Origin of the sequence: Xanthobacter sp., from assembly GCF_041911315.1 — a bacterium.
GTDB classification, from domain to species: Bacteria; Pseudomonadota; Alphaproteobacteria; order Rhizobiales; family Xanthobacteraceae; genus Xanthobacter; species Xanthobacter aminoxidans.
In genome coordinates this window covers 74326-86589 of the sequence record NZ_JAYRPE010000076.1, presented here as the reverse complement: position 1 = coordinate 86589, position 12264 = coordinate 74326, and the positions used below count along the sequence as shown (strand labels likewise).

The window sequence follows — 12264 nt, the reverse complement described above, 5'->3', positions numbered from 1 at the left end:
CGCGCTATTCCTTATGCACGGAGGAAACAGCCTAATCGATCACGTGAAAAGCGGCCTCATTTGCGGGATTGGGATTCGAGGTGAGCGGCTGCAAGCTCAATCGCTTCTTCAGCTCGGAGCATGAGGAAGGGATCGGGGCTGGGGAATGTATATTTAATATCGTTACGCTCGGCGTGCATATTAAGCAGACGCCGCAATGAAGGCGCATCTTTACGAGACCTAATCACCTCTTGGGCCGCCTGCTTTGCAGTTATAGGATTTCCACGGCGCTGAGCCTTAGTAATTTCTCCCTCTATCAGCCACACCCAAGAAGGATCAGCTGGAGGTCGCCCTGGCTGCCCTGGCTCGCGACGAGAATAGGCGGTCTTCGCCACCATCCGGCGCCCCTTCTGCATATCGAGAACAAGGTGGAGTGCCAGCTTCCTCCATCCATCTGGCGTCGGCTCGCAGTCATAGGCGGACATCACAGCCTCTAGCTTCTCCATTAGAGGTCCGACTATATCAATTACCTTAGTATCATTTTCAATTTCGACTGGACCAGCATCGAGAACCTCTGCCTCCCAAGGCATGCCATTTTCGTCGCTCACGCCGCATTCTCCCCCGACCCGTCCGAACTTGGTTCGGCCTTCGATTTTGATTTTCCGCCAAGAGCATCCGCTATCATGCCAGACACGCGGTCCGCAGCTTGCTTTGACGGATCGTTCTGCACGTGAGCGTAGAGCGACGTGGACCGTGCATTGGCATGCCCAAGGATCGCGCCCGTCAGCATTAAGGCCTCACCCGAAGAGACGGCGGTGCTGCCCATGGTGTGGCGCAGCGTGTGTGGGGTCACATCCGGCAGCTTGGCCTTCTCCACCACCTTGGGCCAAACCCGCTTTGTGCCCTGGTAGTGACCATCGCCATGCTCGGCAGGAAACACGAAAGGTGAATCCGGATCGCGCGGCAGAGCTTCTAGAAGCACTCGCGCGGATACGCCGAGAGGCCTCACGCTCTTGCCCGTCTTGCTGTCTTCCAGAACGAGCAAGCCCCGATCTAGGTCGACCTCGGACCACTTGAGCGCAGCGATCTCATCGCGACGACAGCCTGTCAGAGCCCACAGCCGGGCGATGGCGAGCGCCTTTGGATTGACCCCCTCGCCCTCCAAATCGTCGAAGGCCTTGCCCAGCCGCGCCACCTCGTCGAGGGTCAGATACCGCTCACGCCGATTGTCAGTCTTTCGCACGGCGGCGGCGTCGCAGGGGTTGGCCGGTACGATCCCCCTGCGCACCGCAAAGGAGAACACGGCCGAAAGATCGCGAACCACCTTGCGCGCGGCCCCATCCCCGCCGCGCACTATGATGCGAATACGGGGACCTGCCTTCTCGTCCTTGGCGGTCTTGCCGCCACCTACGTCGCGCACGAACCGCTCGATATCGCCAGCACCGACCTCTGAGACACGCTTTTTACCCAGCAGCGGAACCACGTGGTGGCGGAGGCGAGCCAACGTGTATTCCTTCGTGCGGGCCTTCATAGGTTCACCCTGGCGGATGCCGCGCTGGACGAAGCATCCTTCATCGGCATAGAGGTCGATCAGGCCTGCTACCGTTATCTCCCTGCCCTTGGCAGCCTTCTGTGTTGCAGGGTCATCGCCGTGCGCAACACTGGCAAGAAGCTTTCGGGCGGCGGCGCGAGCCTCGTCTGGCGTCAGCGTGGCGAAGGGAGCGATGCTGACGCGCCGGGTGGGCGCCGCCCGACCGGTTCCAGCGCGATATTCGACACCCCAAACCCGCGTACCGGTGGGCTGAACCCGAAGGAAAAAGCCGGGCAAATCCTGATCGTAGAAATAGGTGGGGCGATCCACCGGCTTTATGGCGTCCACCCCTCGCTTGGTAAGTTTGACCGTTGGCATGTCATTCCCTGTGTCGGCCCGCCGATCGTGAGGCACCGAAGGGAACCGTTAGGCACCCATTAGGCACGCGAAGGGCAAATCAAGGCAACCGCAGGAAACTCCATACGTGATTTTTCGTTGTAATCAAAAGCCTTTTGCATCACCGTACAACGCAAGGAAAGCCGGCGCTCGGTTGATACCAACCTTGCCAAGGTTGGGGTCGAGGGTTCGAATCCCTTCGCCCGCTCCAGTTTCTCTCAAGAAAAATCAATGACATGCCTTAGAAGGCGTGTCATTTTTGATGGAGACAGCGGCCGGGTTGGCGGCTCTTGTCTCCATATTGTCTCCAAGATGAATCGCAGAATCGGCTCCTCCCGGAAATCCTGGAGCAGGCTGCGGGGTAACGCCTTCCCCAAGCCAGGCTATGCTTCTCAAACTCCACCTCTCCTCACCGCGGACTTTTGCACTCCCGCTGCCGCATCATGGCTTTTCAAGCCCGGAGCGCTGGACGGCACGGCTTCCAGACCTCATGTCCTTAGGGAGCTCCACCCGCTCTGAGTTAGCTGTCTATAAACTCCGGCGACATGGGGCTGCCCACCGGTGAGCTGGTGGGATTGCATGCCGACGGCAGCGCAGCCCTCGAACTCGTACGGCTCCTCGTCCAACCCACGAGCAGATCTCGTATTGATAGACGGGCTCCGAACAATCGGCGGCTTTGGCCGAATGCCTGTAGAAGGCGCAGAGGTAGGATTGCTGGCGGCCGGAGAGGGCGGCTACTTTGCCTGCAATGCTCGTTCAGGATCTGTGGCACCCCCAGCGCCCGACGGAGCGAGAGGCCAAGCGATCCTACAATGTGCAGGCGGGACAGTGATGATGAACGGGGTTGACCAAGTTTCAAGCCACCTCAGCCTAGTCTCTCCGGATGTTCTGCGGATCCAGATCCCCCTTCCCTTTCCTCCTGGCGAGGTCAACGCCTGGTTGCTCCGCGATGGCAACGGTTGGACGCTGATCGATTCCGGCATCGACGATCCTGCGACGCGCGCACTGTTCGAGCACGTCCTGGCCAGCCCGCTCCTCGAAGGCCGGCCCATCGCGCGGCTCCTCGTGACCCATTTCCATCCCGACCATATCGGGCTCGCGGGATGGCTTCACGAGAAGACGGGGCTCGATCTCCACATGACCCGCCTCGAGTTCATGCAGGCGCGCCTCCTCCTGCTCGAGGACCCCGCCGCAGAGATGGCGCACCTGCTCGCCCACGTCCGGCGGTGCGGTGCGCCGCAAGAATTCCTGGATTTCCTGCCGGTCCGCGGCACCATCTATCCCAAGTGGGTCGGCCCGCTCCCGCATCACTACCTTCGCGTTGAGGAGGGCGACGCCTTCACCCTCTACGGCACTACATGGCGCGTCATGATCGGAGAGGGCCACGCGCCCGAAATGATCTGCCTCTACAGCGCCGGGCGCTCCATGCTGATCTCGGCAGACCAGATCCTGGGGCGCATCTCACCCCATATCGGCTCCTACGCTTCCGATCCCGTCTCCGACCCACTTGCGGCCTTCCTGGCTTCATTGACCAAGTTCGGAGGCCTTGCCCGAGGACACGCTGGTCCTGCCCTCGCACGGCGATCCCTTCATGGGCCTCCACCCGCGCATCGCCGCCTTGCGCGCCCACCACAGGGAACGGCTCGACAAGCTGATGGAGTTCTGCACCGAGCCGCGAACCGTGATGGACACGTTGAGCGTCCTGTTTCGGCCCCTTCCCGTACCGCAGATCGGCTTTGGCCTGAGCGAGGCTCTGGCTCATCTGCGTCATCTCGTTCGTGCCGGTGAGATGGCCCAGGTGTTGGAGGGCGACTGCTGGCGCTTCGAGCGCAGATAGCATTGCGATCTACCAAATAAGGCAGGCCCACTTGGCTAACGACGGGCGCCAAGCTGCGCCACTACAGCACAAAGGAACGTATGGGTCACTTCTGTCAGCGATGGTGAGCGGTCCGGAACCCGCGCAACAAGCTAGTAGCCCCTGAGGAGACCTATGCCACATTCTCCATTGTCAGATCGAGATCAAACTCCCAACATTCTTTCGCAAGGAACTATTGGAGGTTCATCAAAACTCAACTGATAGCCTGGAGGCGAAGCGGGAGATGGCCATAGCCAGTAGGCGTGGATTCTCCACATGCGCCCAATGTCCGGATTCGTCTATTATCTCAAAGGCCGGGTTGCGGAAGCGCGGAAGTATAGTGTCTCTGATGAGACGCTTTGTGAAGAAAAAATCCTGCTCTGCCGCGATAATTAATACGGGAACGTTTAAGGGAAAGGACATTTGACCGGCAGGATGCCCACCGGTCCAGGCCCTCAACTGCTCTAACGCAAAGGCTTCGGAGGTATTCAGGGTGGCGCGAACCAACTCGGCAATTCCCGCGTCTCCGGCGTTAGGCGACAGGGCTCGCCACGCAGCTTCGATGTTTGCGGGATTTGTCTGTCTAGCACTTGCTGCGAAGCGTGCATATTCTGCCTCAGGCAATGCATATCCAGCCAGAGGCGCCGGGGTGACTAGCACAAGTCCGGCTAGGCGCTTCGGTGGGAGCTGTGAGGCCGCGAGCTCGGCCACTTGCGCTCCCATGCTATGACCGACGATTAAGAAGCGCTTCGTCGGAGCTACCTTTCCGATCTCAGAAAGTACTTGCATCGCGTAATGATCGAGAATCTGCGCTGATTCTTGCCCAAGACCGGCCTGGCAGAGTTTTATGGCAAGCGTCGCCAGGCCCATCCCTTCGAGACGCGCGCGTACAAACCTCCATGTCTCTGCATCATCGCGATAGCCGTGCACAAATACAACAAGTCGCGCATCTAAGGACATGATCGGAAACATCTCCAAAATTCACGCCGCCTGACAGCTTGCGCCCCCCGGATCCTGCACCGGCCTTAGATTAAGTTTTCTATTTGACGTATGTTCGCCCCCTCAGGGCATCCTCGACAAAATCCAATCGATCTTGCCCAAAAAACATTTCGTCTTTTACGAAAAAAGTTGGAGCTCCAAATACTCCCCGATGGACGGCCGCGTCGGTTAGCGTTCGCAACTTTTCCTTGACGGTATATGCTGAAGCCAACGCTATTAAACCGTCACAGTCTATATCTACATCAGAAATAACACTTCGAAATACCTGCGGATCTCCGAGATTTTTCATCCCCACCCACATCGCACGCCATATTGCTTCTGAGTACCGCTCGAAAACTCCGACCTCCAACGCGGCGACCCCTCCACGCATCAACTGAAGACTATTTATTGGAAAAAATGGATTTTCGTTGAATTCAATTTCATATTTATTCGAAAATCTTCGCAAATCAAACGACGAATTTTTCCGCTTTGCGCTCACCGCCGCCGGCGAATGATTCTGCGTTGCTAGAAATACGGCACCGAGAGCTATTGGGATGTATTCTACGGTGGCGCCCGTACGCTCAACAATGGCAGGAAGCCGCCTATAGGCGAGATATGAATTCGGGCTTCCATAATCAAAATAGAAATCGACGTTGTGAAAGCTGGTGGCCATGGGTGCTCCGTCACCAAGTTTCCATCCAGGGGCGCAAATCCAATTCATGCGTCCAGGCATCACGCGGCTGCTGATGAAGCGTCCAGTAGTTCTCGGCTATGTGGGCCGGGTCGAGAATGCCGCCTTGATCCCTGAGGGCATAGCGTTGGGGGAAATTTTCCTTGATCCAGGCCGTGTCGATAGCCCCGTCGATAATGACGTGGGCGACATGCAGTCCTTGAGGTGCGAACTCCTTGGCCATGCTCTGTGCGGTGGCCCGAAGGGCATGTTTGGCGGCGTTGAAAGCCGCGTATCCCGGACGCCCACGTAGGCTGGCGGAAGCTCCTGTGAAGATAACAGTGCCGCGTCCACGCGGAAGCATCACGCGCACGGCCTCCCGTCCCGTCAAGAAGCCCGCGAAGCACGCCATTTCCCACACCTTTGAGTAGACGCGCGCCGTTGTTTCGAGAAAAGGAAAGGTGACGTTTGCCCCGATGTTGAAGACGACGGCTTCGAGCGGTGCTATCTCCCGCTCGATCGTGTTCACGAGTCCGATGACTGCGTCTTCTTTTCGGGCGTCGACGCTGAACGGAACAGCCTTCCCTCCTTCTGCCTGAATGGCTTCCACGAGGGGTGCCAGCTTTTGACCGTCCCGGCGCGCGACGCAGGCGATATACCCCTCGCGGCCAAACCGGCGGGCTATCGCGCCCCCCAAAGCATCGCCAGCCCCCATTACCAGGATCGCACGATCATCCATCCGGTGACACCTTTTATCGGTCGGTACGAGCCCTAATTACTTCGGATTGCTGGCATTCGCGAAGGGGGAGAGCCGGCTGCGGCTCGTCATGCGCCCGCTCCGTAATACCGAACGAGTATTGAAAAACATTGGCGTCGAGAGACTGCTAAGGAAGGAAGCAGCACTTGGGTCATCAATTATGTTCGAGGATATTCATCAAGAAGTCGTTGGTGTATATCCCCGTGTCATGCAGGAAGGCGACGTGAATGCCGGCGCCTGGAGCTGCGGGATGGTCGCTGGCCTGATCAACGACACCCCCACAGTCAAAGAGCTCATCGACAGGATCGTTGAAGAGGCAAAATTCATAATCCGAAGCAAACTTGAAGTGATTTTGTTATAATTAAATTAGTAACATTTAAATTAGTTGAATTTACATGATAATCGCATCACTCATTAGAAAATGAGAACGTTTCAATTGAAAAAATCAATAAAATACATAAGCACTAAAGGTATAATTTATTTTTATAACTCGGCAATAGCGGGGAGCTTCCGAAAAGCCGCCGGCATTGCTGGCGTCCAAGAATCTGCTGTTAGTCGCCGCATACGGGATCTGGAAGATCAGCTCGTCGCATCATTGTTCTTGAGACACCCAGGGGGTGTAAGCCTCACCTTGGCCGGGCAGCGGTTCTTTCGCCGCGCACATCATGCCATGGAGCAGATCGAAGAAGGAACGCGAGAGGTCCGGGCGATCGGCGGGAGTGCCAGCGGGCAACTCACGGTCGGCCTGTTCTCCTCCCTCGCGTCTGGCTTCCTTGCGCGATTGTTCCATGCATATGACGACAGGTATCCGGGCGTGCAAGTCGATTTCGTGGATGCGTCGGCGCGCGAGCATTCTATGTCCGTCAGACAGCTTGAGACCGACGTCGCCTTTACAATCGGTCGGCTGAACGTGCACGACTGTGATGCCGTTCACTTGTGGACGGAAAGCCTGTCCGTTGCCTTGCCTGTCTCCCATCCCCTCGCGCCAAAGGAGCAGTTGTCCTGGTCCGACCTGGCGGACGAAGTTTTCCTGGTACGTCCAGGGGCCTTAGGTTTGGAGGTGCGGGACTATATCGTGGGGCGTCTCGAAGAACTTAACATGCGCGCAACCATAAAAGTGCAGCGCGTGGGCCGCTACAGCCTCCTGGGGCTGGTCGCGGCCCGGCGCGGCATCGCCCTCGTTATTCAATCGGAGACGACGATCTCCATCCCAGGGGTCGTCTATCGTCCAATCGCAGAGGAAAGACTGCCATTCTTCATGATTTTTTCCGCGCGCAACGACAATCCGGCTGCGCGCGTGCTGATCAGCCTTGCCCGGAAGATGTCTCAGGAAACGGCATAGAGGCGGAGCTCCCTCGCGAACGTTGGGCCTTGGCGAATGCCCGATCCGTCGCGATGAACCGCTCAAGCATCGGCACGATGAGCCTAACCGGATCAGAGAGCGTGCTCCGCTTCTCCTCGCTCAGGACCTGCCCATAAGCGACAAGGTCGCGATGCAGCTTCGCCGGCAGTTCCACCGTCACCTTCACCGGTTTGTCGTCGAGGATCTCGGTCAGCTTCAGCTTCGGCATTTCAGCCTCCATAGGTTTCAAGAACGAGGTCGCGCGTGACGATCACCCGCACCGGGTACCCCGGTCGGATGTTCAGCGTCGGCGCGATGTTGAGCTGGCGCTGGACGATTTGCCGACCGGTCTGGCTGATGCTGTCGGAGGCACCCTCGCGCAGGGCGCTCGCAAGGTCGCTGTCGCTGCCGGACGAGCCTGCGCTCGCCCCGACGCTTAGAATGGTGGAGAGCACCGCGGCTTTGAATAGCTCACCCCAGTGATAGTCGACGCCATCTTCCAGGCCGGCATAGCCCTCGGCGTCGGCGCCTGGCTGTCGCTCCAGCACGATGGAGCGACCATTGGGAAAGATGAGGCGGGTCCATACGAGAAGGACCCGGCGCTGCCCGAAGCCGACGCCGCTGTCGTACTGGCCGATGATGCGGGTACCCTGCGGAATCAGGAGGATCCGGCCGGTCGGGCTGTCATGGACATTCTCGGTCACCTGGGCGGTGATTTGGCCGGGCAGATCGGAACGGATGCCGGTGATCAGCGCTGCAGGGATGACCGCGCCCGCCTGCAGGATATTGGCCGAGGCCGGAACTGCGACGCGGTCGAGCGACACGGTGCGTCGGTCGACCGCCTGGTTGAGGAAGGCCGTCTGCCGCTCCTGGGCCGTCGGGGTCGCCGCCGGCGGGGCGAGGCCGAGGGACGGGAGATCAGGGAGAGGTGCCGCGGCGGTCCCAGAGGCCGCATTCACCTGTTGTGCCATGATGGGGTTCGCCGGCCGTGTATTGGTCTGGGCAAACAGCCGTCCGGTCCGCGCGGCCTCACTCTCCTGCTGCTGGCGCTGCTCCTCGGGACTCAGGGCCGGATTGGGCATGCCGCCCATCGTGGGCATCGGCGGCTGGGTTCCCGTATGCGCATTGAGGATCGGCCGGCCAAGGTCTCCCGGTAGCGGCGGTCCCAGCTTTGGGATCCCGGTGTAGTCCTTCGGCAGGCCGGCAAGCCCGTCCGGTGTCGCCTTGACGTCGGTGGCGTAGAGTTCTTCCCCCGGACCGTGGTCTTTCCGCACCTGTAGGGCGTAGATCAGCGCCCCACCGATCCCGAGGCCAGCAACCAGGCCCAGCCCGGCCAATACCTTTCGGGACAGGCGGGTCACCCGCGGCGGCTCCGGCCGCAACCGCATGGCCGCCCCGGCTTCTCCCGTCAGCGGTCGGGCGCCGTCATCGCCGACCGGTCCCGGCCCTTTCTCCTTCCCGGATTCGATGCCGTTCATAGGACAGGTCTCCCGTCGGTGCGGGAGATGCGCACGCGCTTCTGGTCCTTGTCGGCACCGAAGCGCAGCTCGGCTGCGGCGAACAGCCTATCCACGATCATGTAGGTGCCGCGCACGCGATAGTTCACGAGCTCGGAGGTGTCACCTTGCGGACCGACCACGAACAGCGGGGGCATCTCGCCCTGAGCAATGCCCCGGGGAAACTCGATGAACACCTGCTGGCCATCGTCGAAGGCGCGTAGTGGCCGCCACGGTGCTCGATCGCCGCTCACCTCGTAGCGGAAATTGACCTTCGTGAGGTCGATGCCGTTGGCGACGGGTTGCACCGCCTGGGCCTCGGCATTCTGGCGCCGCAGGGCGATGAGCTGGTCCTGAGGGTACTGCCAGGAGACCGAGGCCATGTAGGTCTTTTCGGTGGACCGCAGCTCCATGTGATAGGTGCGCAGATTGGTGTTGATGACGAGATTGGTGGTGAGGTCCGGTCGCGTGGGCTTCACCAGGATGTGGACCTGCTTCGCTCCGCCCGCCCCGCTCTCGGTGTCGCCAATGATCCAGCGCACCGTGTCGCCGGCAGCCACGGGCCCCGTGCCCACCAACTGCTCTCCGGGCTGCAGCGCGATGTCGGTGACTTGGCCGGGCGCGGCATAGACCTGGTAGAGCGCGCCCTCCACGAAGGGATAGATCTGCATGGAATTGATGAAGCCATTGCGCACCGGCTGGACCCGGGCGGCGGCATTGGCCTGGTTCACACGAGCTGCAGGATCGGTCGCTTCCGGTTCTGCCTTGCCATCCTTTCCCACCGGCTTCAGCTGGCCCGGCAGCGGCAAAGGCTTCGGCAGCTCGACGATGCGCACCGGCCTCGGCGGCTCTGCCTTGAAGACGGCGGGCGGAGCATCGTCATATTCGATCTCGGGCGGCTTCTCGAAGGTGGCGCAACCCGCCAATGCCGATGTGCAAATCAGCAGAACCGGCAAGCCGGACCCACGGAGAACCTGAGACGAGAGGCCCCGGAATGCCGGCCTCCCGGATGTGCGGATGGCCGGCGTCATTGTGCGAGCTCCTTAGACCAGTTGATGGCGTTGACGTAGATCCCGAGTGGATTGGCCCGGAGGCGCTCGGCATCCCGCGGCGCCTGCACCACGACGGTGAGGATGGCGCTCCAGCGGGCGGTGTCGGCGAGGCTGCCGTCCTGGTAGCGACGCTCGATCCAGGCAATGCGGAAGGAGTCCGGCGAGGCCCGGATCACGCTCGAGACCTCCACCGCGACCTGTTGCTTGCCGACCCGGGCGAAGGGATCGTTGGCGCGGGCATAGTCGTTGAGGGCGACCGCACCGACCTGCGTCGTATAGGCATAGGCCCTGAGCCAGTTCTGCCGCACGATGACGGGATCGGCGGAGATGCTGCGCACCTCCTCGATGAAGCGGGCGAGGTGGAAGGCGATCTGGGGATCGGAAGGGCGATAGTCCGAGGTGGCGGGCGCCACCGCCTGAGCCTGCCCAAGCTTGTCCACCTGGACGACCCATGGGACCACCGAGCCGTTCAGGGCCTGCCACGCCAGGGCCCCGGAGAGGCCGGCCGAGAGTGCGAGGCAACCGAAGGCCATGAGGCGCCAGTTCTTGGCCTGGACCCGGGCCGAGCCGATGCGGTCATCCCAGACCTGGGCTGCACGCTGATACGGCGTCTCGGGTTCGGGAGATCGGCCGTAACGGACCGACGGTCGCTTGAAGGGCGTCATGGGCGATCGCTTTCGGAGAGGGAGATGGAGGAGCCACCGCCATGGCTGTCGCCGGATCGCACCGCATGGGTTGCGGTCTGGATGCCATGGGCGACCTGCTGGGAGCGCCGCATGCGTTGGGCCCACTCGGGAACATCACCGGAACAGGCCGGAGTGCTCGGCGAGGTGGAATTGGCTCCAGAGGTCGACGAGACGGAGGCCGATCCGCGCAACGGAGAGGCTGCCGCCGCTGCCCCAGCGCGCGCGACACCACCAAGGCCACCCGCGACGCCAGACACCCCGGATTGACCGGCAGCTCCCGCGCTGTACGCGGATGCGGCTCCTCCGGCGAGGCTCACGCCAGCACGAGCCGCAGCGGCTGTTCCGGCGAGCGCAGCACCTGCCCCTCGCACCGTGAGGCCAGTGGCGCCGGCGCCCGCGAGCCCAACACCTCCCGCAGCAAGGCCGGTCCCGACTGCAGCGCCCGCCCCGAGTTGCGGCGCGCCAGTGATCAGTCCCGTGGCAATTCCTGGCCCGAAGATGCCGAGCCCAAGCAGCGCGAGCGCTGCCAGCACGGCGGACAGGGCCTGGCTGATGGTCGGCTGGGCATCGCCATAGGAGGTGGTGAATTGAGAGAACAGCCCCGAGCCGATACCGACGATGACGGCGAGCACCATCACCTTCACGCCTGACGCGACGACGTTGCCGAGCACTTTCTCGGCGAGGAAGGCGGTCTTGCCGAAGAAGGCGAAGGGGATGAGGACGAAGCCGGCGAGCGTCGTCAGCTTGAACTCGATGAGGGTGACGAAGAGCTGCACCGCCAGGATGAAGAAGGCGATCAGGATCAGGAGCCATGAGACCAGCAGCACGGCGATCTGCACGGCATTGACGAAGAGCGCCACCGGCCCGGTGAGCTGGCTTGCGGCATCCAGCAGCGGCTGGCCGGCGGCGAGCCCGACCTCCGCGAGGCGCCCCGGCCGCAGGAACTCCGCCGTGCCGATCGCGGAACCGCCGGCCTTGAGCCCGAGCCCGGCGAAGCTCTCGAACACGATTTTGGCGAGCGCGTTGAAGTTGCCGATGATCCAGGCGAAGAAGCCGATGGCGAGGGTTTTGCGCACCAGCCGGCGCATCACGTCCTCGTCGGCGCCCCAGGCCCAGAACAGGCCCGCGAGGGTGATGTCGAGGGCGATCAGGATGGAGGAGATGCCCGTCACCTCGCCCTTGATCAGGCCGAAGCCGGAATCGATGTAGCTGGTGAAGGTGTTGAGGAAGGTGTCGATGACGCCGACGTCGTTCATGGCGCAGCTCCGTCCACGGGCCTGCCGAAGAAGCGGCGGCGGTTCGCCTCCCAGAGCGCGGCGCAGCGCGGATCGACGGGATCGGCCTGCTGAAGCGTGGCGCAGCTCTTCAGGTCGGCCGAGGAGACGTTTCCTGCCGGCACGTTGGTCGAGACGACGGGCTCCGTCTCTCGGCCGGCAGCCATGGCCAAGGCCGCGACCACCGCCCCGACAAGCCCGACGACAACAAGGGTTCTGACCACGGTGCCCTGATCCATGGCCCGCCC

The 12264-nt window shown here is 61.5% G+C and carries 13 protein-coding genes and 3 pseudogenes; 5 read left to right on the top strand and 11 right to left on the bottom strand.

Annotated features, from left to right (window positions below; genetic code table 11):
• Nucleotides 1-56: 56 nt before the first annotated feature.
• On the bottom strand, nt 57-587 hold the full coding sequence (locus ACE3QW_RS22485; RefSeq protein WP_374254123.1) for a hypothetical protein: 531 nt from the start codon (nt 585-587) through the stop codon (nt 57-59).
• Nucleotides 584-1888, bottom strand: coding sequence for a tyrosine-type recombinase/integrase (locus tag ACE3QW_RS22480; protein WP_374254121.1), 1305 nt, complete (start codon nt 1886-1888; stop codon nt 584-586). The genes ACE3QW_RS22485 and ACE3QW_RS22480 overlap by 4 nt, the downstream gene beginning before the upstream one ends.
• Nucleotides 1889-2485: 597 nt before the next feature.
• On the opposite strand from ACE3QW_RS22480, the pseudogene ACE3QW_RS22475 reads away from it, so the two are divergent.
• Both ACE3QW_RS22475 and ACE3QW_RS22470 read left to right on the top strand, forming a co-directional pair.
• Nucleotides 2486-3340 (top strand): annotated as a pseudogene (locus tag ACE3QW_RS22475) (MBL fold metallo-hydrolase); the annotation flags it as partial.
• Nucleotides 3341-3452: 112 nt separating this feature from the next.
• A complete protein-coding gene (locus ACE3QW_RS22470) occupies nt 3453-3743 on the top strand; it encodes a hypothetical protein (protein ID WP_237355893.1) in 291 nt (96 codons plus the stop codon).
• A 225-nt stretch (nt 3744-3968) separates the two neighbouring features.
• Here ACE3QW_RS22470 and ACE3QW_RS22465 read toward each other — a convergent pair whose 3' ends face one another.
• The 3 genes from ACE3QW_RS22465 to ACE3QW_RS22455 form a co-directional block, all read right to left on the bottom strand.
• Nucleotides 3969-4733 (bottom strand): alpha/beta fold hydrolase, encoded by a 765-nt coding sequence (locus ACE3QW_RS22465; protein ID WP_374254119.1) that lies wholly within the window; start codon nt 4731-4733, stop codon nt 3969-3971.
• A gap of 67 nt (nt 4734-4800) precedes the next feature.
• Nucleotides 4801-5412, bottom strand: coding sequence for a 2-hydroxychromene-2-carboxylate isomerase (locus ACE3QW_RS22460; protein WP_237355891.1), 612 nt, complete (start codon nt 5410-5412; stop codon nt 4801-4803).
• 10 nt (nt 5413-5422) lie between these two features.
• Complete coding sequence (locus ACE3QW_RS22455; protein WP_237355890.1) at nt 5423-6148, bottom strand: SDR family oxidoreductase; 726 nt, start codon at nt 6146-6148, stop codon at nt 5423-5425.
• Nucleotides 6149-6227: 79 nt separating this feature from the next.
• Here ACE3QW_RS22455 and ACE3QW_RS22450 point away from each other — a divergent pair.
• From ACE3QW_RS22450 to ACE3QW_RS22440, 3 genes and pseudogenes are all read left to right on the top strand, one after another.
• Nucleotides 6228-6527 (top strand): annotated as a pseudogene (locus ACE3QW_RS22450) (nitronate monooxygenase); the annotation flags it as partial.
• A 60-nt stretch (nt 6528-6587) separates the two neighbouring features.
• Nucleotides 6588-6797, top strand: a pseudogene (locus ACE3QW_RS22445) (LysR family transcriptional regulator); the annotation flags it as partial.
• A gap of 39 nt (nt 6798-6836) precedes the next feature.
• Complete coding sequence (locus ACE3QW_RS22440; protein WP_237356860.1) at nt 6837-7508, top strand: LysR family substrate-binding domain-containing protein; 672 nt, start codon at nt 6837-6839, stop codon at nt 7506-7508.
• On the opposite strand, the gene ACE3QW_RS22435 is transcribed toward ACE3QW_RS22440, so the two are convergent.
• Genes ACE3QW_RS22435 through trbK-alt form a run of 6 tightly spaced genes read right to left on the bottom strand, consistent with a single transcriptional unit; the run spans nt 7471 to nt 12255 of the window.
• Entirely contained in the window at nt 7471-7737 is a 267-nt protein-coding gene (locus tag ACE3QW_RS22435) for a DUF2274 domain-containing protein (RefSeq protein ID WP_374254116.1), read from the bottom strand. The two genes, ACE3QW_RS22440 and ACE3QW_RS22435, sit on opposite strands and share 38 nt — an antisense overlap.
• 1 nt (nt 7738) lies before the next feature.
• Entirely contained in the window at nt 7739-8986 is a 1248-nt protein-coding gene (locus tag ACE3QW_RS22430; protein ID WP_237355888.1) for a TrbI/VirB10 family protein, read from the bottom strand.
• Nucleotides 8983-10035, bottom strand: coding sequence for a P-type conjugative transfer protein TrbG (trbG, locus tag ACE3QW_RS22425; protein WP_374254115.1), 1053 nt, complete (start codon nt 10033-10035; stop codon nt 8983-8985). The genes ACE3QW_RS22430 and trbG overlap by 4 nt, the downstream gene beginning before the upstream one ends.
• Entirely contained in the window at nt 10032-10721 is a 690-nt protein-coding gene (gene trbF / locus ACE3QW_RS22420; protein WP_237355886.1) for a conjugal transfer protein TrbF, read from the bottom strand. The genes trbG and trbF overlap by 4 nt, the downstream gene beginning before the upstream one ends.
• Nucleotides 10718-11998, bottom strand: coding sequence for a P-type conjugative transfer protein TrbL (trbL, locus tag ACE3QW_RS22415; RefSeq protein WP_374254113.1), 1281 nt, complete (start codon nt 11996-11998; stop codon nt 10718-10720). The genes trbF and trbL overlap by 4 nt, the downstream gene beginning before the upstream one ends.
• Nucleotides 11995-12255 (bottom strand): putative entry exclusion protein TrbK-alt, encoded by a 261-nt coding sequence (trbK-alt, locus tag ACE3QW_RS22410; RefSeq protein ID WP_374254112.1) that lies wholly within the window; start codon nt 12253-12255, stop codon nt 11995-11997. The genes trbL and trbK-alt overlap by 4 nt, the downstream gene beginning before the upstream one ends.
• Nucleotides 12256-12264: the final 9 nt, after the last annotated feature.

Coding starts and splice junctions, on each gene's coding strand:
- ACE3QW_RS22435 (WP_374254116.1), bottom strand. CDS start 7,737: ATGCCGAAGCTGAAGCTGACCGAGATCCTCGACGACAAACCGGTGAAG.
- ACE3QW_RS22455 (WP_237355890.1), bottom strand. CDS start 6,148: ATGGATGATCGTGCGATCCTGGTAATGGGGGCTGGCGATGCTTTGGGG.
- trbG (WP_374254115.1), bottom strand. CDS start 10,035: ATGACGCCGGCCATCCGCACATCCGGGAGGCCGGCATTCCGGGGCCTC.
- ACE3QW_RS22440 (WP_237356860.1), top strand. CDS start 6,837: ATGGAGCAGATCGAAGAAGGAACGCGAGAGGTCCGGGCGATCGGCGGG.
- ACE3QW_RS22460 (WP_237355891.1), bottom strand. CDS start 5,412: ATGGCCACCAGCTTTCACAACGTCGATTTCTATTTTGATTATGGAAGC.
- ACE3QW_RS22430 (WP_237355888.1), bottom strand. CDS start 8,986: ATGAACGGCATCGAATCCGGGAAGGAGAAAGGGCCGGGACCGGTCGGC.
- trbF (WP_237355886.1), bottom strand. CDS start 10,721: ATGACGCCCTTCAAGCGACCGTCGGTCCGTTACGGCCGATCTCCCGAA.
- trbK-alt (WP_374254112.1), bottom strand. CDS start 12,255: ATGGATCAGGGCACCGTGGTCAGAACCCTTGTTGTCGTCGGGCTTGTC.
- ACE3QW_RS22480 (WP_374254121.1), bottom strand. CDS start 1,888: ATGCCAACGGTCAAACTTACCAAGCGAGGGGTGGACGCCATAAAGCCG.
- ACE3QW_RS22465 (WP_374254119.1), bottom strand. CDS start 4,733: ATGTTTCCGATCATGTCCTTAGATGCGCGACTTGTTGTATTTGTGCAC.
- trbL (WP_374254113.1), bottom strand. CDS start 11,998: ATGAACGACGTCGGCGTCATCGACACCTTCCTCAACACCTTCACCAGC.